The 17,953-nt window shown below is 71.2% G+C and carries 18 protein-coding genes; 8 read left to right on the top strand and 10 right to left on the bottom strand.

Going from position 1 to position 17,953, the window contains the following annotated elements:
• Window positions 1-7: 7 nt before the first annotated feature.
• Window positions 8-931, top strand: coding sequence for a DMT family transporter (locus J0P97_RS11445; protein WP_215487978.1), 924 nt, complete (start codon window positions 8-10; stop codon window positions 929-931).
• Between the two features lie 9 nt (window positions 932-940).
• Here J0P97_RS11445 and J0P97_RS16020 read toward each other — a convergent pair whose 3' ends face one another.
• Together J0P97_RS16020 and msrB are read right to left on the bottom strand one after the other, a co-directional pair.
• Entirely contained in the window at window positions 941-1,804 is an 864-nt protein-coding gene (locus tag J0P97_RS16020; protein ID WP_372449705.1) for a nitroreductase family protein, read from the bottom strand.
• On the bottom strand, window positions 1,801-2,202 hold the full coding sequence (msrB, locus tag J0P97_RS11435) for a peptide-methionine (R)-S-oxide reductase MsrB (protein ID WP_215487915.1): 402 nt from the start codon (window positions 2,200-2,202) through the stop codon (window positions 1,801-1,803). Before msrB ends, J0P97_RS16020 begins: the two co-directional genes overlap by 4 nt.
• Before the next feature lie 118 nt (window positions 2,203-2,320).
• On the opposite strand from msrB, the gene J0P97_RS11430 reads away from it, so the two are divergent.
• The 4 genes from J0P97_RS11430 to groL all read left to right on the top strand — a co-directional run bounded on the left by J0P97_RS11430 (window position 2,321) and on the right by groL (window position 5,357).
• Window positions 2,321-2,599 carry a DUF3263 domain-containing protein gene (locus J0P97_RS11430; RefSeq protein ID WP_215487914.1) on the top strand — a complete coding sequence of 93 codons (279 nt, stop codon included), beginning with the start codon at window positions 2,321-2,323 and terminating at the stop codon, window positions 2,597-2,599.
• A gap of 9 nt (window positions 2,600-2,608) precedes the next feature.
• The gene (locus J0P97_RS11425) at window positions 2,609-3,205 is read left to right on the top strand and encodes a LytR C-terminal domain-containing protein (protein WP_215487913.1); all 597 of its coding nucleotides are present in this window, start codon (window positions 2,609-2,611) and stop codon (window positions 3,203-3,205) included.
• Window positions 3,206-3,374: 169 nt separating this feature from the next.
• Window positions 3,375-3,587 (top strand): cold-shock protein, encoded by a 213-nt coding sequence (locus J0P97_RS11420; protein ID WP_215487912.1) that lies wholly within the window; start codon window positions 3,375-3,377, stop codon window positions 3,585-3,587.
• 150 nt (window positions 3,588-3,737) lie between these two features.
• Window positions 3,738-5,357: a chaperonin GroEL gene (groL, locus tag J0P97_RS11415; protein ID WP_215487911.1), complete on the top strand. Its 1,620-nt coding sequence runs from the start codon at window positions 3,738-3,740 to the stop codon at window positions 5,355-5,357.
• A 51-nt stretch (window positions 5,358-5,408) separates the two neighbouring features.
• Here the strand turns inward: groL and J0P97_RS11410 are convergent, their stop codons facing one another.
• The 3 genes from J0P97_RS11410 to J0P97_RS11400 form a co-directional block, all read right to left on the bottom strand.
• Window positions 5,409-5,696, bottom strand: coding sequence for a WXG100 family type VII secretion target (locus J0P97_RS11410; RefSeq protein ID WP_215487910.1), 288 nt, complete (start codon window positions 5,694-5,696; stop codon window positions 5,409-5,411).
• A gap of 145 nt (window positions 5,697-5,841) precedes the next feature.
• Window positions 5,842-7,497, bottom strand: a complete 1,656-nt coding sequence (locus J0P97_RS11405; RefSeq protein WP_215487976.1) for a sensor histidine kinase — start codon at window positions 7,495-7,497, stop codon at window positions 5,842-5,844.
• Between the two features lie 137 nt (window positions 7,498-7,634).
• Entirely contained in the window at window positions 7,635-8,327 is a 693-nt protein-coding gene (locus J0P97_RS11400) for a response regulator transcription factor (RefSeq protein WP_215487909.1), read from the bottom strand.
• A 92-nt stretch (window positions 8,328-8,419) separates the two neighbouring features.
• On the opposite strand from J0P97_RS11400, the gene J0P97_RS11395 reads away from it, so the two are divergent.
• Complete coding sequence (locus J0P97_RS11395) at window positions 8,420-9,445, top strand: CPBP family intramembrane glutamic endopeptidase (RefSeq protein ID WP_215487908.1); 1,026 nt, start codon at window positions 8,420-8,422, stop codon at window positions 9,443-9,445.
• 165 nt (window positions 9,446-9,610) lie between these two features.
• Here J0P97_RS11395 and J0P97_RS11390 read toward each other — a convergent pair whose 3' ends face one another.
• From J0P97_RS11390 to J0P97_RS11380, 3 genes are all read right to left on the bottom strand, one after another.
• Window positions 9,611-11,254: a DNA repair helicase XPB gene (locus tag J0P97_RS11390; protein ID WP_215487907.1), complete on the bottom strand. Its 1,644-nt coding sequence runs from the start codon at window positions 11,252-11,254 to the stop codon at window positions 9,611-9,613.
• A gap of 97 nt (window positions 11,255-11,351) precedes the next feature.
• Window positions 11,352-13,064 carry a helicase-associated domain-containing protein gene (locus tag J0P97_RS11385; RefSeq protein ID WP_215487906.1) on the bottom strand — a complete coding sequence of 571 codons (1,713 nt, stop codon included), beginning with the start codon at window positions 13,062-13,064 and terminating at the stop codon, window positions 11,352-11,354.
• Window positions 13,065-13,066: 2 nt separating this feature from the next.
• On the bottom strand, window positions 13,067-13,348 hold the full coding sequence (locus tag J0P97_RS11380) for a multidrug ABC transporter ATPase (RefSeq protein ID WP_215487905.1): 282 nt from the start codon (window positions 13,346-13,348) through the stop codon (window positions 13,067-13,069).
• A gap of 122 nt (window positions 13,349-13,470) precedes the next feature.
• Here J0P97_RS11380 and J0P97_RS11375 point away from each other — a divergent pair, with 122 nt between their 5' ends.
• Together J0P97_RS11375 and J0P97_RS11370 are read left to right on the top strand one after the other, a co-directional pair.
• Window positions 13,471-13,851 (top strand): cold-shock protein, encoded by a 381-nt coding sequence (locus tag J0P97_RS11375; RefSeq protein WP_215487904.1) that lies wholly within the window; start codon window positions 13,471-13,473, stop codon window positions 13,849-13,851.
• Window positions 13,835-14,515, top strand: coding sequence for a DUF3027 domain-containing protein (locus tag J0P97_RS11370; protein ID WP_215487903.1), 681 nt, complete (start codon window positions 13,835-13,837; stop codon window positions 14,513-14,515). The genes J0P97_RS11375 and J0P97_RS11370 overlap by 17 nt, the downstream gene beginning before the upstream one ends.
• A gap of 117 nt (window positions 14,516-14,632) precedes the next feature.
• Here the strand turns inward: J0P97_RS11370 and J0P97_RS11365 are convergent, their stop codons facing one another.
• A complete protein-coding gene (locus J0P97_RS11365) occupies window positions 14,633-16,897 on the bottom strand; it encodes an exo-beta-d-1,3/1,6-glucosidase (protein ID WP_215487902.1) in 2,265 nt (754 codons plus the stop codon).
• Window positions 16,894-17,952 carry an ABC transporter permease gene (locus tag J0P97_RS11360; RefSeq protein ID WP_215487901.1) on the bottom strand — a complete coding sequence of 353 codons (1,059 nt, stop codon included), beginning with the start codon at window positions 17,950-17,952 and terminating at the stop codon, window positions 16,894-16,896. Before J0P97_RS11360 ends, J0P97_RS11365 begins: the two co-directional genes overlap by 4 nt.
• Window position 17,953: the final 1 nt, after the last annotated feature.

Here is a 17,953-nt window from a genome sequence, read left to right as displayed (position 1 = left end):
GGCGGGTCTGGCCCTGAGCGGCGCGGTCCTCGTCGGGGTGCTGACGGCGATCCAGGCCCGCGTCAACGGGCAGCTCGGCCTGCGCCTCGGCGACGGCTTCGTGGCCGCGGCGATCTCCTTCGGGTCGGGGCTGCTCGCGCTCCTCGTGCTCTCGGCGGCGTTGCCCGTGGGTCGGCGGGGGATGCGTGCGCTCGCGACGGGGGTGCGCACGCGGAGCATCCCCTGGTGGATGCTCGCGGGCGGCGCGGCGGGCGCGTTCACCGTCGCGACGCAGGGGCTCGCCGTCGCGATCATCGGCGTCTCGCTGTTCACGGTCGGCGTCGTCGCCGGTCAGACGCTGTCGGGTCTTCTCCTCGACCGGATCGGCTTCGGCCCGGCCGGCGTGGTGGCCGTGACCGTGCCGCGCCTCGTCGGCGGGGCGCTCGCGCTCGTCGCCGTCGCGATCTCGCTGCAGGGCGGCGTGCTCGAACGGGTGCCGTTCTGGATGCTCGTCATGCCGGTGATCGCCGGCATCGGCATCGCCTGGCAGCAGGCGACGAACGGTCGCCTCCGTCAGCGCGTGGGGACCCCGCTGACGGCGACGTTCGTCAACTTCCTCGGCGGGACCGTGATCCTCGTGATCGCCGCGGTCCTCCACGTGTCCCTCGTCGGCGCGCCGCACGGCTCGCTCCCGGCCGAGCCGTGGTTCTACCTCGGCGGCGTCATCGGAGTGACCTACATCTTCCTCTCCGCCGCCCTCGTCGCCCGCACGGGTGTGCTGCTGCTCGGTCTCGGGTCGGTCGCCGGTCAGCTCGTCTCCGCGTTCCTCCTCGACGCGCTGTGGCCGGCCGACGCCGGTCCGGGCTGGACGACCGAGTTCGCGATGGTGCTCGTCGCCGGGATCGGGGTCGTGGTCGCGGCTGCGCCGTGGCGTCGCCGCGCGGCCCGCTGACGGCGACTGCTAAGGCTGGGCGTCCGAGGCGGGAGCGGCATCCGCCCTCGCAGGTCCGTCGATGGCCCTTGCGCGTGCGGCGACGGCCTTCGCCTCCGCCTTCCGTGCCCTGCTCGCAGCCTTCCGGGCCTTCGTCTCGGCTTTCCGGGCCTTCGCCGCCCAATCCGTCGGAGGCTTCGACGTCTTCCCTCGGCGGCCCTTGCCCTTCGTGCCCTTGCCCGTGCCCTTGCCCTTGCCCCTGCCCTTGTCGCCCTTCGTGCCCTTGCCGTTCGCGGCGGCCGCGTCCCGCCCGTGCGTCAGATCGTCCGGGGCCGCGGCGGCGCTCGGCATCCGGCTCACGAACGGACGCGCGTCGACGGTCTTGCGCCGCTCGGGGCGCGATCGCTCCGGCTTCCCGCCGACGTAGAGCCAGCCGAGGAGGTCCTCGTCGGGTCCGAGTCCGTGGGCGGCGGCGACCGGCGCCGAGCGCGTGTACCCGCCGGTGCGCCAGAAGACGCCCCAGCCGGCCTCGTCGAGAAGGAGGCTCAGCACGTGGGCGACGCCCGAGGCCACGGCCTCCTGCTCCCACCGTGGCACCTTCCCGCTCGGGCGGTAGCTCGCGACGACGGCGATCACGAGCGGCGCACGCAGCGGCTTCGTCGACGGCTTCTGATCGCCCTCCGCCGCCGCGATCGCGGCGCCGAGGGTGCGGCGATCGTCGCCGCGCAGCTCGATCAGGCGCCACGGCCGCAGCGAGGAATGGTCCGCAACCCGCGCGGCAGCCGACACGAGGGTCAGCAGCTCCGCCTTCCGGGGGGCGGCATCGGTGACCTTCGACCACGACCGGCGGGCGCGCATGGCCTCCAGCGCGGATCGGTCGGCTGCCTCGCTCACGACTCGGGCGTGAATGACAGCGAGAGCGAGTTCATGCAGTAGCGGTCGCCCGTCGGCGTGCCGAACCCGTCGGGGAACACGTGCCCCAGGTGCGAGCCGCAGTTGGCGCAGCGCACTTCGGTGCGCACCATGCCGTGGCTGCGGTCATCGATCAGCTCGACGGCCTCCGGGCGCACCGACTCGTAGAAGCTTGGCCAGCCGCAGTGGGAGTCGAACTTCGTCCCGCTCTTGAACAGCTCCGCGCCGCACGCGGCGCAGGTGTACAGACCCGCGCGGCCCTCGTCCAGCAGCTCACCGGTCCAGGCGCGCTCGGTGCCGGACTGGCGGAGCACGGCGTACTGCTCGGGGCTCAGCTCCGACCGCCACTGCTCATCGGTCTTCTGCACGTTGTACGACATGGATGACACCTTTCGTTCTCTCTATTCAACCCGAACCCGTACCGAACTGTTCCGCACGATCCACGCGCGTGCGGGGTGGCATCCCGGCCCGCACGCACGGCGCCTCTACCCTCGGAGCATGGCCCTTTCCGTGCGCGACCGCAGCTTGCTGGACTTCGAGTCCCGCTGGAACGGGCACGGCGCCGCGAAGGAGGAGGCGATCGCCCGCGATCTCGCCATGACCCCGGCGCGCTACTACCAGCTGCTCGAGCGGGTCGTCGTCGATCCGGATGCCGCGGACTACGACGCCCTGCTCGTCCACCGCCTCCGCCGCCTCCGCGAGCGCCGGCGCTCCCCGGGGAGTGCGCCGGATGCCGGGGCGGCACCCGGCGCGGTGCGCACAGGAACGTCCCGGTAGCATTCTCTGGTGCCCAAGACCCCGCCGCCGAAGGATCGCTTCGACGACCTTCCCTCCGATGTCGGGCGGATCGGCGCCCATCGCGCCGAGAACCCGCGCATGCGCGGCGGCGTCGTGCTGCTCTGGTCGCTCATCGCCACGATCGTCCTCGTGGCCGCCGGGATCTTCGGGACCATGCTCGCGACGGGTCGGATCGCGCTCGCTCCCACGCCGACGGCCTCGCCGTCCGCACTGCCGACCGCCGAGGCCCGACTCGACACGTCGTACAAGGTGACGATCCTCAACGCGACCCCCGAGCGCGGACTCGCGAGCGCGATGAGCGACACCCTCGTCGCAGCCGGGTGGAGTGCCGACGACGTGACCGCGGGAGACGCGGGGTCGGAGGACTTCGCCACGACGACCGTCTACTTCAGCTCTCCCGCCGACGAGGGCGCGGCTCGCGGGCTCGCAAGCGCCATCGGCGGCGCGGATGTCGAGCTCAGCGACGCCTATGCCGGGCTGTGGGGCGCGGACGTGCCGCAGCTGGCCCTCGTGATCGGACTCGACCGGGCCGGCAGCGCAGAGCCCGATCCCGCCGAGACGGACGCCGCCGGCGCGAACGGCTGAGCGGGCCCGTCCGCTCCGTCACGGTCCCGCCCGGAGCCCTCCGCCCGGGGCGTGTTTCACGCGTGTGAACACTTCGGTGCGGCCGTGTCAACAGTGCCGGGATCGAGGCATCCGGCGCTCATCCGCTGGTTAGCATGGCCGAGTCCCACCGCATCATCAGGAGATTCGTATGGCCGGCACAACGCAAGGCACCGTCAAGTGGTTCAACGCCGAGAAGGGCTTCGGCTTCATCACCGTCGAAGGCGGCCAGGACGTCTTCGTGCACTACTCCAACATCGACATGTCCGGATTCCGGGTGCTCGAAGAGGGGCAGGCCGTCGAGTTCACGGTCGGCGCCGGCGCCAAGGGACCCCAGGCGGAGTCGGTGCACGTCATCGGCTGAACCGGCCGACCTCCCGCGCCGCCCGGGCGCGCCGTCGGAGTGCGCTCCGATCGGCTTGCACTCGGCATGCCCGAGTGCCAGAATGAGTTAGCACTCCATCCTGCTGAGTGCTAAAGACTCATCCTCACGTCCGGGAGGGACGACACACTTATGGCAAAGATCATCGCTTTCGACGAAGAGGCCCGCCGTGGCCTCGAGCGCGGCCTGAACATCCTGGCCGACGCCGTCAAGGTGACGCTCGGCCCGCGTGGCCGCAACGTCGTGCTCGAGAAGAAGTGGGGCGCCCCCACGATCACGAACGACGGTGTCTCCATCGCCAAGGAGATCGAACTCGACGACCCGTTCGAGAAGATCGGTGCGGAGCTCGTCAAGGAGGTCGCGAAGAAGACCGACGACGTCGCCGGTGACGGCACGACGACGGCTACCGTCCTCGCTCAGGCGCTCGTGCGCGAGGGCCTGCGCAACGTCGCGGCCGGCGCCGACCCCATCTCCCTGAAGAAGGGCATCGAGAAGGCCGTCAAGGCCATCTCCGACGAGCTGCTCGCCTCCGCCAAGGAGGTCGAGACCAAGGAGGAGATCGCCGCCACGGCGTCCATCTCCGCCGCCGACCCCGAGATCGGCGAGCTCATCGCCGAGGCGATCGACAAGGTCGGCAAGGAGGGCGTGGTCACCGTCGAGGAGTCCAACACCTTCGGCACCGAGCTCGAGCTCACCGAGGGCATGCGCTTCGACAAGGGCTACATCAACCCCTACTTCGTCACGGACCCGGAGCGCCAGGAGGCGGTCTTCGAGGACCCGTACATCCTCATCGCGAACCAGAAGATCTCCAACATCAAGGACCTGCTGCCGATCGTCGACAAGGTGATCCAGGAGGGCAAGGAGCTCGTCATCATCGCCGAGGACGTCGAGGGCGAGGCTCTCGCGACGCTCGTGCTCAACAAGATCCGCGGCATCTTCAAGTCGGTCGCCGTCAAGGCCCCCGGCTTCGGGGACCGCCGCAAGGCGCAGCTCCAGGACATCGCGATCCTCACCGGCGGCCAGGTCATCACCGAGGAGGTCGGTCTCAAGCTCGAGAACGCCACCACGGACCTGCTCGGCAAGGCGCGCAAGGTCATCGTCACCAAGGACGAGACCACGATCGTCGAGGGTGCCGGCGAGTCGTCGCAGATCGAGGGTCGCGTGACCCAGATCAAGCGCGAGATCGAGAACACCGACAGCGACTACGACCGCGAGAAGCTCCAGGAGCGCCTCGCCAAGCTCGCCGGCGGCGTCGCCGTCATCAAGGCGGGCGCGGCCACCGAGGTCGAGCTGAAGGAGCGCAAGCACCGCATCGAGGACGCCGTCCGCAACGCCAAGGCGGCCGTCGAGGAGGGCATCGTCCCCGGTGGTGGCGTCGCGCTCATCCAGGCCGGCAAGAACGCGCTCGGCGCGCTCGAGCTCGTCGGTGACGAGGCGACCGGTGCGAACATCGTGCGTGTCGCGATCGAGGCTCCGCTCAAGCAGATCGCCCTCAACGCCGGTCTCGAGCCGGGCGTCGTCGCCAACAAGGTGTCGGAGCTGCCCGTCGGTCAGGGCCTGAACGCGGCCACCGGCGAGTACGTCGACATGTTCGCGGCGGGCATCATCGACCCGGCCAAGGTGACCCGGTCGGCGCTGCAGAACGCGGCATCCATCGCCGGTCTGTTCCTGACGACCGAGGCGGTCGTCGCGGACAAGCCCGAGAAGGTCTCGGCTCCGGCCGGCGACCCCACGGGTGGCATGGACTTCTGAGTCCCGACTCATCGCGAAAGGGCCCCTCTTCGGAGGGGCCCTTTCCCGTTCTCAGCGGAACAGGCCGGAGGCGGCGGCCTCGGTGTGCGCGTACTGGCTGCCCGCCTGGGCGAGCGCGGACCCGATGTCGCCGAGTGCGGCCTCGAGGTCGCGCTGCGTGACGCGCCAGCGGTCGATCACCCCCTGGAAGGCGATCGCGGCCGCGCCGGTCCACGACCCCTGCAGCTGCGTGAGCTGCCCGAGCATCGCGGCGGTCTCGCCCTGCAGGCGATCGGCGGTCGACCGGATGGCCGATGTCGCGGTCAGGACGGCATCGGAATCGACGGAGAAGGTCGCCATGTCGGACCCCTTTCTGATCTGGATGCCGCCACGGTAGAACGGCGCACGGTGGCCGCGACGGGGATCCGACCGATCGGTGGACGTCGGAGCGGATTCGCGCGCTGTGGACGAGGCGATGTCGCGCCGCCGCGGCGCCGCGGCCCACTCAGTGCGCGTCGGGGAGGTCCTCGGGGCGGAGGCGCTGGATGGGCTGCGTCTCGATGAGGAGATGCTCTGCTCGGCTGCGGTGCGTGGCGAGGGGGAAGCCGACGGTGAAGGTCGCGCCGCCGCCGGGGGTCTCGCTCACCCTGATCGAGCCGTGCAGGGCCTCGACGACGGAGGCGACGATCGAGAGCCCGAGTCCGGATCCGCCCGTCTCCCGGGTGCGGGACGTGTCCGCCCGCCAGAAGCGCTGGAAGATCTTCTCGCGGATCTGCTCGGGGATGCCGTCACCGTGATCGATCACCGCGATCCATCCCATCGCCGCGCGCTCATCGACGCCCGTCGCCAACTCGACCGGAGACCCCGCAGGGGTGTATCGCCGCGCGTTGCCGAGGAGGTTCGCGATCACCTGCCGGATGCGGTTCTCGTCGCCGAGGACGATGGGCTCCGGCGCCTCGCGGACGGCGGGAGCCGGATCGCCGGCCGCCGCAGCGCCCGCCCGCGGCGTCCGAGACGAGGAAGGGAGCGGTCGCGGGCGACGGCGGAGCAGGGAGCGGGCACCGGTGAGACCTCCCCGTCGGGCGGAGGAGACATCCGTCGTCGCGGTCTCGACGGGGACCGGTGCGGTGGGGGCCTTGGCGGCGGGCTCGTCGACGAGCGTCACCTCGCGATCCGGGGCGGATGCGCGCGCGTCGAGGACGGCGTCGCGGGCGATCGGGCGCAGGTCGATGTCGGTGACGACGATGTCGCGCCGTTCATCCAGCCGCGCGAGGGCGAGGAGGTCCTCGACGAGGCCTCCCATCCGGATCGCCTCCTTCTCGATCCGTTCCATGGACTGCGCGGTCTGCTCCGGGCCGGCGATCGCGCCCATGCGGTACAGCTCCGCGTACCCGCGGACGGTGACCAGGGGGGTGCGCAGCTCATGGCTGGCGTCGCCGATGAACCGGCGCATCTGCTGCACGGTCGCATCGCGCTGTCCGAGCGCCTGGTCGATGCGGTCGAGCATCGTGTTGATCGCGATCTTGAGGCGGCCCACCTCCGTGCCGGGGGAGATGTCGCCCATGCGCTGGCTGAAGTCTCCCGCCGCGATCGACATCGCCGTCGTCTCCACCTGACCGAGGCTGCGGAAGGCGAACGTCACGAGCAGACGCGTCGCGAACGCGCCGGCGAGGATCGTCACGAGGGCGAGCACGGTGTAGATGCCGACGAAGTTCGCCACCGTCTGGTTGACCGGCGCGAGGGAGAGCGCGAGCAGCTGGACGTATGTCTGCTGCGAATCGGCGATCGGCAGCAGGTCGACGGCGGCGTGATAGACGGTCTTGCCGTCGACGGAGAGGATGTCGAAGGGTGTCGTCCCCTGCATCAGGGCCTTGTCGAGCCCGAACGGAGTCGGGAAGTCGGGCTGATTCCCGCCCGGCGCGCTCGCCGCGCCGCCGGTCTGCAGGAGCGTCCCATCCGGCCCGTAGACGGCGATCGAGAACGACGTCAGCGGGGCGGTGGTCGGAGGCCCGAAGTGCGCCTCGCCGTCGATGACCTCGACGCTCAGCAGACTGGAGGCCTGGTCGAGGGTGACCGCCTGGCTGATCGACTTGTCGCGTTCGTCGATCTGTGCGTTGCGGAGGAAGACGGCGGTGCCGATCCCGACGGCGACCAGTCCCATCGCGAGGACCGCCACGGTGACTCCCGTCACCTTGGCGCGAAGGCTCACACCGCGCCACCAGTCGGTGAGCCGGTCGCCCTTGCGGGCGTGGGCGGCGTGGGCGGCGAGGGGAGCTGCCACGGTCGAGCGGACGGCGCTCAGGCCGTCTTGCCGGCCTTCAGCATGTAGCCGAATCCGCGCTTGGTCTGGATGAGGGGCTCCGACGAGTACGGATCGATCTTGCGGCGCAGGTACGAGATGTAGCTCTCGACGATCCCCGCGTCACCGTTGAAGTCGTACTCCCACACGTGATCGAGGATCTGCGCTTTGCTGAGCACGCGGTTCGGGTTGAGCATCAGGTAGCGCAGGAGCTTGAACTCGGTGGGGGACAGGTCGATCGAGACCTCGCCGACTGTGACGTCGTGGGTGTCCTGATCCATCGTGAGCTCGCCGGCCCGGATGGTCGACTCCTCGTCGGCCTGCATCGTGCGGCGGAGGATCGCCTGGAGCCGCGCGACGATCTCGTCGAGCGAGAAGGGCTTGGTGACGTAGTCGTCGCCGCCGGCGTTGAGGCCCTCGATCTTGTCTTCGGTCTCGTCCTTCGCCGTGAGGAACAGGATCGGCGCGGTGTACCCCGCGCCCCGGAGGCGCTTGGTCACGCTGAACCCGTTCATGTCGGGCAGCATGACGTCGAGGATGATGAGGTCGGGCTCCTCCTCGAGCACGGCCGAGATGGTCTGCGCGCCGTTCGCGACGGCACGCACCTGGTAGCCGGCGAAGCGGAGGCTCGTGACGAGCAGATCGCGGATGTTCGGTTCGTCGTCCACGACGAGGATGCGCGGTGCGGTCATGCCCCCCATACTGGCACCGGAATCGATGCGGTTGCTGGATATCGTCCCCGGAGGGGCGAGATCGGGTGGGGATCGGTCATCATGAGAGGGTGATGCCTCCCCCCGCACCGCCGGTTTCTCCTCTGCCCGCCCCGCTGCCCGCCCCCGTGCTCCCGGCCGATGCGACGACGACCGGTCTGGCGTTCCACCGGCTCGTCTACGCACGCCGCCGGTCCGGCTGGTGGACGCCGCTCGCGGTCGGCGCGCTCGGCATCGCCTTCTATGCGGTGCTGATGGTGATCGCCCTGGTCGTCATCTTCATCGCGGCGTCCGCGGATCCGAGCCTGCTCGACCGTCTCATGACCCTCGCGACGAATCCCACGATCGACGCCGGCGACCCGGTCATCCTCGCCTTCCTGCTCGGGACGATCGTGCTCATGCTCCCGTGCTATCAGCTGGCCTCGCTCATCGTGAACGGGAAGCGCGTCGGGCTCATCTCCTCCGCAGCCGGTCGCCTGCGCTGGCGGTGGCTCCTGCAGTGCGGCCTCGTCGCCCTCGTGCTGTACGCGGTGTCCGCGCTCGTCTCGCTGCTGATCCCGGGGGAGGCTGCGGCGGCGGCGGCTCCGCATCCGCTCTGGCTCGTGTCGCTGGTGCTCATCCTCCTCCTGGTGCCGCTGCAGTCCGCGGCGGAGGAGTACATCTTCCGCGGATACCTGATGCAGACGATCGGGCGGTGGCTGCGGCATCCCGCCTTCGCGATCCTGCTCCCGGTGCCCCTGTTCGTCCTGGGGCACATGTACGACATCCTCGGTCAGCTGGGTGTCGGCCTGTTCGCCGTCGCCGCCGGGTGGCTGACGTGGCGCACCGGCGGGCTCGAGGCGGCGATCGCGCTGCACGTCGTGAACAACCTGTCCGGGTTCCTGCTCTCCCTCGCCGCCGGCACCGACCCGACCGCGAGCGAGACGGGTCTCGTGAGCTTCGTCTTCTCGCTCGTCCTGATCGTCGGGTACACCGGGGTCGTCGAGGCGATCCTGCGCCGCCGCGCCGCGCAGGGGCGCCCCCTGCCGCGGACGCTCGTGCTCACGCCACCGGTGGCCGCGTCCGCTCCGGCGGCGCCCGCCGCGTCCGCCTTCCGCTGAGCACGCTCCGGTCGGCGGTGTACCGAACGCAGGACGAAAGATCGCGCCGCCGCGCCTCGCCCGCGGAATCCTGCGGTCGGCTCCGGCGCGGCCGCACGGTCCTCCTGCGTTGGGGACACGGCGCGTTCGTCACCGCAGGGCGTCGCGCCCCACTTCTGTGACCGCTCAGGCGGCGGCGATCTCTTCGGCGTCGAGGATCGTATAGCTGTAGCCCTGCTCCGCGAGGAACCGCTGCCTGTTCTGCGCGAAGTCCTGATCGACGGTGTCGCGGGCGATCAGGGTGTAGAAGCTCGCCGTATGTCCGTTGGTCTTCGGGCGGAGCAGCCGGCCGAGCCGCTGCGCCTCCTCCTGGCGGGAGCCGAAGGATCCCGAGACCTGGATGGCGACGGATGCCTCGGGCAGGTCGATCGAGAAGTTCGCGACCTTCGAGACGACGAGCACCGGGATGCGGCCTTCGCGGAACGCCCCGTAGAGCTGTTCGCGCTCGTCGACGGGGGTGGCGCCCGTGATCTGCGGGGCGTCCAGGGCCTCCGCCAGCACGTCGATCTGGTCGAGGTACTGGCCGATCACCAGGATCTGCTCGCCGGCGTGGCGGGCGACGAGGTCTTTCACGACCCCGATCTTCGCGTGAGCGGTCGCGGCGAGGCGGTACCGATCCTCGTCCGCGGCTGCGGCGTACTCCATCCGGTCGCCCGGGGGCAGGTCGACGCGCACCTCGTAGCAGACGGCGGGGGAGATGAATCCCTGCGCCTCGATCTCCTTCCACGGCGCGTCGAAGCGCTTCGGGCCGATGAGGCTGAAGACGTCGCCCTCCCGGCCGTCCTCGCGCACGAGCGTCGCGGTCAGGCCGAGGCGCCGGCGGGCCTGCAGGTCGGCGGTCAGCTTGAACACCGGTGCCGGGAGGAGGTGCACCTCGTCATAGACGATGAGGCCCCAGTCCAGGGCATCCAGCAGCGCGAGGTGCGCGTACTCGCCCTTCCGCTTCGCGGTGAGGATCTGGTAGGTCGCGATCGTGACCGGCTTGACCTCCTTGGCCTGACCCGAGTACTCGCCGATCTCCTCCGGCGTGAGCGACGTGCGCTTGAGCAGCTCGTCACGCCACTGGCGGGCGCTCACGGTGTTGGTCACGAGGATGAGGGTCGTCGTCTTCGTCTCGGCCATCGCTGCGGCGCCGACGAGGGTCTTCCCGGCGCCGCAGGGGAGGACCACGACCCCCGATCCGCCTTCGCTGAAGATGTCGACGGCCTTGCGCTGATACGGGCGCAGCGTCCACCCGTCCTCGGCGAGCTCGATCTCGTGCGGCGTTCCGGGCGTGTACCCGGCGTGGTCTTCGGCGGGCCAGCCGACCTTGAGGAGCTCCTGCTTGATGTGGCCGCGCGCCCAGGCATCCACCGTGAAGACGCCGGGAGAAGGGTGCCCCGTGAGCAGCGGCTGGATGCGCTTGTTCCGCGCGACCTCGGCGAGGACGGCGGTGTCGGTCGCGCGGAGGATCAGGGTGCCTTCGTCGTCGCGCTCGATGACGAGTCGGCCGTAGCGGTTGACGGTCTCGCGGATGTCGAGGGACACCGAGGCGGGCACGGGGAAGCGCGACCATCGGTCGAGCGTCGTGAGCATGTCGTCCGCGGTGTGTCCCGCGGCGCGGGCGTTCCAGAGGCCGAGGCGGGTGATCCGGTAGGTGTGGATGTGCTCGGGAGCGCGCTCGAGCTCGGCGAAGATCGCGAGCTCGTGACGGGCGCTCTCGGCGTCGGGGTGAGCCACTTCGAGCAGCACGGTGCGGTCGCTCTGCACGATGAGGGGTCCGTCAGCCATAACGGAACAGTCTACCGGCCGGAGGGAGGACGCGGCCGCTCTGGACGACGGGGGCGCCGCGGGCGGTGAGGGCGCGGCGGGCGGTGAGGGGCGCGGCTCAGACGGCGCGAAGGCGGACGATGCTGGAGACGGGAAGCGTGCGCTCCACGTCGACCGTGCGGTCGAGGCCCCGGAGCCTGCCGCCGCCGAGACCTGTCGCCTCGACGACGAACTCCCGCTCGATCCCGTCCGGGAGGAGCACGGTCACCGCGATCGTCGCGCGGCCGCGCACGGCCTGCTCGAGCTCGCGGCCGAGCCAGGCGGCGTCGGCGTCCCCGGACTGCGCCGCCCGCAGGCGGGCGATGAGGTCGGCGTAGACCTCGGCGGGGTCGGGGTCCTCGGCCGGGATTCGCGCCAGGCGGTGACGGTCGAGCGCGCGGCGTGAGCCGTCGACGTCGACCGCGACGACCGGGTAGCGCGCATCGGCGATCATCCAGAACGCGGTGTCGGGGCTCGTGCGGGTGATCAGCGCGTCGCCGTCGGGCACGAGTCCGAGAGGGCGCAGTGCCTGGTCGACGGCGATGGTCTCGAGGAGGGCCGGGTCGGCGCTCGTGATCCGGGTCCGCCCCGAGCCGTCGGGTCCGACGCGCAGCGCGCCGTGCCGCCCGGCGGACCGCTCGATCTCGTAGGCGAGCGGCTGGGGCAGGCCGGTCAGAGACAGGCCGAGCAGGAACGAGCGGAGCGAATCGGCCGTCTCGCCGGCCGTCAGGGCGTCGGCGAGCGTCTCGGCGGAGAACCGGTAGCTGGATGCCTGGGCGCGCGACTCGCGCCGCGCCATCGACCGCAGGCGCACATCGAGGTGGGGCGCGAGGGCGCCGGGGGCGATCGCGGTGAGGTCGTTCTGCAGATAGACGCGGTCGACCTCGGGGGGAAGTCTGCTCGCGAGGGCATCGAGGTCGGGGGTGCCGCCTCCGAACGCGGAGCCCATCCACGTGGACGGCGCGCCGTCGACGCCGGTGACCGCCCAGCGGTGCAGGAGCCCCGCGAAGGCATCCGCCTGCGCGGGCCAGGCCGGGTCGAACGGGTAGGCGCCCGCCCAGGACGCCACGGGCGTGAGCGCGCCGCCGGTGCTGCGGATGCCGGCGGGGAGCGCCGCGAGCAGTCGCTCCGCGACCTCGGCCCACCGGGCGAGCGTGCTGCTGCTGAGCCAGTCGACGCCCGCGGAGGTGACGAGGATCGAGCGGTCCTCGGCGAAGAGGAGGCCCGCCGTCTCGCCGATCGCCACGAGCTCGTCCGCGGCGGCGGCATCCTCGACCGCGCCCGCCTCGATGAGGCGTCGCCGGTCGACAGCGCCCAGCGTCCCCGAGCCGATGCGTCCCAGCGGGGCAGCGAGGGCGGCGTGGAGGACATCCGCGAGGGAGGCGGACGCGGTGAACGCCCGCTCGGCGGCGGCCTCAGCGGTCTCCTGCGCCGGCGCGGGCGCGCTCGGTGCCGGCGGCGAGAAGCGTCCGGTCGTTCGGAACGCGTCCGCGACGCTGTCCCAGGCGCGACCCTCGGCATCCACCAGCGCGCGCTCGGCGAGCGCATCACGGGCGGCTCCGGGAGGGGCGGTGCCCTCGAGAGCCGAGGCCAGCGCATCCGCCTCGGCGGCGGTGAGCTCCTTCAGCGCGCGGGCGATCGACGACGGGTCGAGGAGGTGCTCGGCCGCGTCGAACGCGTCGTTCCAGTCCGAGCCCGGCGCGATGCGGCGGGCGCCCAGCAGCGCGGCGAGGGAACGGTCGTCCCGGCCCGCGAGCTCGTGCGCGAGGGTCCGCGCGGAGGGTCCGGCCACGGTCAGCGGCCCTTGCCGACCCGCGCCTTCCGGATGAAGGTCATGATGAGCACCGTCAACAGGAGCAGGAACGCGACGATCGGTGCGATGTACACCGTCGTGCCGAGTGCGGGCCAGAGGCCCGTCCTCATGTCGGCGCCGGAGCGCGACCCGATGATGATCGCGGCGAAGCACACGATCGAGAGCACGACGAGGCCGAGCGACATGAACGCGAGGATGCGGTCGATGCGGCGGACGGGCAGATCGTCGGCCGGCTTCGACGTGCGCGGTGCGGAAGGGGACATCCGCCCCAGCCTACTGCGTCGAGCCCCCGGCCGGGCAGAGCCGTGGCGTAGGCTGGAGGGTGGGGCATCCTGCCCCTCTTTCCCAGCGCCCGCACGTGGCGAGCACGATCAGCGAGGTTCACATGCCCACCGGCAAGGTCAGGTTCTACGACGACGAGAAGGGCTTCGGCTTCATCACCACCGATGACGGCCAGGACGTCTTCCTGCACGCCACGGCCCTCCCGGCAGGAGCGGCTGTGAAGACCGGTTCGCGCCTCGAGTTCGGCGTGGCCGACGGCAAGCGCGGACTTCAGGCCCTCGCGGTGCGCGTGCTCGATGCGCCGGTGAGCCTGGCCAAGCGCAACCGCCCGAAGCCGGATGACATGGCGATCATCATCGAGGACGTCGTGAAGCTGCTCGACAAGGTCGGCGGCGATCTGCGCCGCGGTCACTACCCGGCCGGCGGCCAGGGCGCGAAGGTCGCGGCGATCCTGCGCAAGGTGGCCGATGACCTCGACGCCTGAGTCCGAGCCCTCGACGCCCGGGGCTGCGTCGCCCGAGGCGGCGACCGTCGACGTCGCCGAGTCCGGCGTCGCCGTCGAGGAGGTGCCGGTCGACGAGCGTCTCTTCGCCGCGCACGACCTCGCGCTCGCGGCGCTGCACGAGATCACGCCGGCATCGACCGTCGGCCCTGCCGCCGGCTACACCGTCGAGGACGGCGGCGTCGTCTCGTTGCGCTTCGAGAACACGATGGACGGCTACCCCGGCTGGTTCTGGACGGTGAGCGTCGCGGTCGTCGAGGACGCCGAGCCCACCGTGCTGGAGGCCGAGCTGATCCCGGGCGAGGGCGCGCTGCTCGCGCCCGAGTGGGTGCCGTGGGCCGTCCGCCTGGCCGATTACCAGGCCGCCCAGGCGGCGCTCGCCGCCGACGACGACGCGGCACCCGACGACGATGACGACGACGAGGACGAGGACGAGGACGGCGACGAGGAAGAGGACGGCGACGAGGTCGACGACCTCGATGACCTCGACGCCGCAGACTTCGACGAGGACGGCTCCTCGATCCTGCACGCCGGAGACGTGGACGGCGTCGACATCGACGTCCTCGATCCGCAGTCCGCGGATGCTGACGACGAGGACGACGACGAGGACGACGACGACGACGCTGACGACGACGATCGCGACTGAGGATTTCGGGCGGCGCCCGGACGCCTCCTCGGAGGCTGCCGACGCTCCGGAGTGATCCGGCCGGTCGCGGGACGGCACCCACCGCGTCCGCGCCCCGGCCGGATCGGCCTCTCCGGGTCAGGCCGCGACGGTGAACCCCGCCGCCTGCAGCGACTCGTCACGTGAGGACGAGCCGATGAGCAGTTCGAAATCGCCGGGTTCGACGACCCGCCGGCCGCGGGCGTCGACGATCGAGCAGTCGCGGACGGCGACCTCCAGCTCGACCGTGCGTTCCTCGCCGGGGGCGAGGTCGACGTGGCGGTACGCCTTGAGCTCCTTGTCGGCCCAGCTCGCCGACGTGACGGCATCCCGGACGTACACCTGCACGAGTTCGCGCACGGGGCGGGCTCCGGTGTTGCGCACCGTGATACGCGCGCGGACGGTGTCATCGACACCGAGAACCGCGGCGTCGATCACGGGTGGGCCATACGCGACCGTCGTGTAGGACAGGCCTTCGCCGAAGGCGTGCGCCGGTCGCTGGGTGAGATCCGCGTAGCGGTCGCCGTGCTGTCCGCGCAGCTGGTTGTAGTAGGTCGGCTGCTGGCCCACATGCTCGGCGAACGAGATCGGCAGACGTCCCTCGGGTTCGATGCGCCCGAGGAGCAGCTCCGCGATGGCGCGACCGCCCTGCATCCCCGGGTTCGCGACCCAGACGAGCGGAGCGTCCGCCACCGCGGCGGGGAGCACGAGAGGCTTGGATGCCAAGAGGACGACGACGAGCGGCGTGCCGGTGGCCACCAGGGCCTCGAGGAGCGCCTTCTGCCCGCCGACGAGCTCCAGCGTGGCCGTCGAGCGCCCTTCGCCGACGAGCTCGATACGGTCCCCGACGACGGCGACGACGACATCCGCGCCCTGTGCGTCGGCGACCGCCTGCGCGATCATGTCCGCGTCGGGCTCGGCGGGCACGACCACCCGAGGGCGTGGCTGCCCGTCGGGGAAGAAGGCTCCCGCGGGGTCGTCCTCCAGGGTGAGGATGCCCGCACCTTCATGGAAGGAGACCGACCAGTCCGCGGGCGCGAGCTCCCGCAGTCCGTCGAGCACGGTCGTGATCTGCCGGCGCGGCTGGCCATGCAGGAGCCAGTCCACCTGGCCCGACGAGCCGGCCCAGTCGCCCAGCTGGGTCTGGGCGTCGTCGGCGAGCGGGCCCACGACGGCGATGCGACGGGGGCCGGAGGCTGCCGCCTGCTCCAGCGGGAGCGTGCCGTCGTTGCGCAGCAGCACGAGAGAGCGTCGCGCCACCTCGAGGTTGAGATCGGTGTGCGCGGGGGTCGCCATGACCTCCGAGATGCGGGCGGCATCCGGCATCCGCGGGTCTTCGAACAGCCCCAGCTCGAATTTGAGCGTGAGGATGCGCGCGACGGCGCGGTCGATGTCCGATTCGGCCAGGAGCCCCGCCTCGACCGCGTCCAGCGCGCCCGGGAAGAAGCCGGGCGTCGTCATGATCATGTCGTTGCCGGCCCGGACGGCCGCCGCGGCCGCGTGCGCGTAGTCCGGCTGGATCTTCTGCTCCCAGACCATGCGGCCGACGTTGTCCCAGTCGGTGATGAGGGTGCCGGTGTACCCCCACTCGCCGCGCAGCACGTCGCTGAGCAGCCATTCGTTGAGCGTGATCGGCACTCCGTCGGTGCTCTGGTAGCCGAGCATGAACGTCGCGCAGCCGGCGCGCGCGACCCGCTCGAACGGCGGCAGGAACCACGAGCGCAGCTTGCGGTGCGAGATGTCCGCCTCGCTGGCGTCCCGCCCGCCCTGCGTCTCGGAATAGCCCGCGAAATGCTTGGCTGTCGCGAGGATCGCCGTCGGGTCCGTGAGGCCCTCGCCCTGATAGCCGCGGACCATCGCCGCGGCGAGCTCCCCGATGAGGAACGGATCCTCGCCGAACGTCTCGTCCACGCGCCCCCAGCGGAGGTCGCGCGCGATGCAGAGCACCGGCGAGAACGTCCAGTGGATGCCGGTGGCCGCGACCTCGACGGCCGTCGCGCGGGCGACCCGCTCGACGAGCGCGGCATCCCACGTGGCGGCCATGCCGAGCTGCGTGGGGTAGATGGTCGCACCCTCCCAGAACGAGTGGCCGTGAATGCAGTCCTCCCCGACGATGAGGGGGATGCGCAGGCGCGTCTGGGCCGTGAGCTCGGCCGCGCGCAGCACCTTCTCGGGGGAGGTGTGCAGGATCGAGCCGGCGTGGCGGTCCAGGACGATGTGGGAGAGGTCCTCCCGCGCGTCGAACTGCATCATCTGCCCGACCTTCTCGGGGAGGGTCATCCGCCCCACGAGGTCGGCGACGCGCTCGGCGACGGGGAGGGCCGCGTCCAGGTACGGGGCGGTCCGGGTGTCGACGGAGGTCACGGATTCTGTCCTTCGGAGGTCGTGGTGCGGACGGCGGTGACGGCGGAGGTGGCGCTCATGCCCTTCTTGCGGAGGGCGCGGGCACGCTCTCCCGCGGAGCGTAGTCGCGGGTTCACATACTCGTCGATGCCGAAGTTGATGAGGGCGAGCGCCACACCGAGTGCGGCGATGCAGAGCCCCGCAGGGACGTACCACCACCAGTAGTCGGGGAAGGCGCTGTTCTGCTGCGCCCAGAACAGGATGGTGCCCCAGTTGAGGTTCGACACCGGGATGACCCCGATGAAGGCGAGGGTCGTGAGCCCGAGGACGGCCGCGGTCATGGTGCCGACGAAGCTGGAGGCGATGATCGCCATCAGGTTCGGCAGCATCTCCACGAGGATGATGCGACGCAGCGGCTCGCCGTTGGCGCGCGCGGCCTGCACGAAGTCGCGGTTGCGGAGCGACATCGTCTGCGCGCGCAGCACGCGCGCCCCCCACGCCCAGCCCGTGAGGCCGAGGACAGCCGCGATGAGCACGAGCGGGGGGTCCTGGAACTGCGAGGCGATGATGATCATCAGGGGCAGGGCGGGAAGCACGAGGAAGACATTCGACAGCGCCGACAGCGACTCGCTCTTCCAGCCGCGGAGGTAGCCCGCGGTCACGCCCACGAGAATCGCCATGACGGTGGCCATGATCGTCGCCAGGAAGCCGACGACGAGCACGCCGCGCGTGCCGTAGACGAGCTGACTGAAGACATCCTCGCCGATGTGGGTCGTCCCCAGCAGGAACTGCCAGGACGGCGCCTCCAGCGTGTGGTCGAGGTGCTGCGCCGTCGGGTCGTAGGGCGCGATCAGCGGCGCGAAGGCCGCGACCAGCGCGAAGACGCCGAGGATGATCAGCCCCGCCGCCGACTTGGGGTTGGCGAACATCGCGAGCGATGCGCGCAACTGGGTGAAGAAGGTCCGCTTCGGCGGCGCCGGTGCCGGAGGCCCGGACGTGAGGAGGGTGGCCGTCCCGGGGGCGCCGGCGCTCGCGGATGCCTCCACCGAGGCGGGGGTCTGTGCGGGAATGGTCATG

Origin of the sequence: Microbacterium flavum (assembly GCF_018717645.1) — a bacterium.
GTDB classification, from domain to species: Bacteria; Actinomycetota; Actinomycetes; order Actinomycetales; family Microbacteriaceae; genus Microbacterium; species Microbacterium flavum.
This window is presented reverse-complemented; position numbering and strand designations above follow the sequence as displayed.

Excerpts from the sequence above, each read along its gene's own strand:
- msrB (WP_215487915.1), bottom strand. The coding sequence starts at position 2,202 with ATGTCGTACAACGTGCAGAAGACCGATGAGCAGTGGCGGTCGGAGCTG.
- J0P97_RS11430 (WP_215487914.1), top strand. The coding sequence starts at position 2,321 with ATGGCCCTTTCCGTGCGCGACCGCAGCTTGCTGGACTTCGAGTCCCGC.
- J0P97_RS11420 (WP_215487912.1), top strand. The coding sequence starts at position 3,375 with ATGGCCGGCACAACGCAAGGCACCGTCAAGTGGTTCAACGCCGAGAAG.
- groL (WP_215487911.1), top strand. The coding sequence starts at position 3,738 with ATGGCAAAGATCATCGCTTTCGACGAAGAGGCCCGCCGTGGCCTCGAG.
- J0P97_RS11410 (WP_215487910.1), bottom strand. The coding sequence starts at position 5,696 with ATGGCGACCTTCTCCGTCGATTCCGATGCCGTCCTGACCGCGACATCG.
- J0P97_RS11405 (WP_215487976.1), bottom strand. The coding sequence starts at position 7,497 with ATGGGACTGGTCGCCGTCGGGATCGGCACCGCCGTCTTCCTCCGCAAC.
- J0P97_RS11400 (WP_215487909.1), bottom strand. The coding sequence starts at position 8,327 with ATGACCGCACCGCGCATCCTCGTCGTGGACGACGAACCGAACATCCGC.
- J0P97_RS11395 (WP_215487908.1), top strand. The coding sequence starts at position 8,420 with ATGCCTCCCCCCGCACCGCCGGTTTCTCCTCTGCCCGCCCCGCTGCCC.
- J0P97_RS11390 (WP_215487907.1), bottom strand. The coding sequence starts at position 11,254 with ATGGCTGACGGACCCCTCATCGTGCAGAGCGACCGCACCGTGCTGCTC.
- J0P97_RS11380 (WP_215487905.1), bottom strand. The coding sequence starts at position 13,348 with ATGTCCCCTTCCGCACCGCGCACGTCGAAGCCGGCCGACGATCTGCCC.
- J0P97_RS11375 (WP_215487904.1), top strand. The coding sequence starts at position 13,471 with ATGCCCACCGGCAAGGTCAGGTTCTACGACGACGAGAAGGGCTTCGGC.
- J0P97_RS11370 (WP_215487903.1), top strand. The coding sequence starts at position 13,835 with ATGACCTCGACGCCTGAGTCCGAGCCCTCGACGCCCGGGGCTGCGTCG.
- J0P97_RS11360 (WP_215487901.1), bottom strand. The coding sequence starts at position 17,952 with ATGACCATTCCCGCACAGACCCCCGCCTCGGTGGAGGCATCCGCGAGC.